This is a genomic window from Desertibacillus haloalkaliphilus (genome assembly GCF_019039105.1).
Taxonomy (GTDB): Bacteria; Bacillota; Bacilli; order Bacillales; family KJ1-10-99; genus Desertibacillus; species Desertibacillus haloalkaliphilus.
The window spans coordinates 1-320 of the sequence record NZ_JAHPIV010000648.1; the positions used below are offsets into that span (position 1 = coordinate 1).

The following is a 320-nucleotide window of genomic DNA, read 5'->3' on the forward strand; positions in this document are numbered from 1 at the left end:
GAATTCACGTCTGCATTTTTAGGTGGAACAGTAGCTATTTTTCTCGTTCTTCTAGGACTTGGAGAAAACCTAGATCAAGTCATTATAGGAACGTTAATGCCTTTAGTACCTGGAATTCCACTAACAAATGCTGTTCGAGATTTAATGTCAGGTGATCTTATTGCTGGTGTGAGTCGAGGAGCTGAAGCGGTCATAACGGCTTTATCGATTGCGACAGGCATAGCACTAGCGATCGCTCTATTTTTATAGGCGAAGGGTTCGGGAGGAAAAAATGATTATTGAATTAATATTTTGTTTCTTTGCTACAGTAGCATTTGGTG

1 protein-coding gene is annotated in these 320 nt (G+C 40.0%); it reads left to right on the plus strand.

What is annotated here, in order from left to right; translation table 11 throughout:
- Positions 1–249, plus strand: a 249-nt coding sequence (locus tag KH400_RS23695) for a threonine/serine exporter family protein (RefSeq protein WP_217228793.1), incomplete at its 5' end; no start/stop codon positions are given.
- Between the last annotated feature and the right edge of the window lie 71 nt (positions 250–320).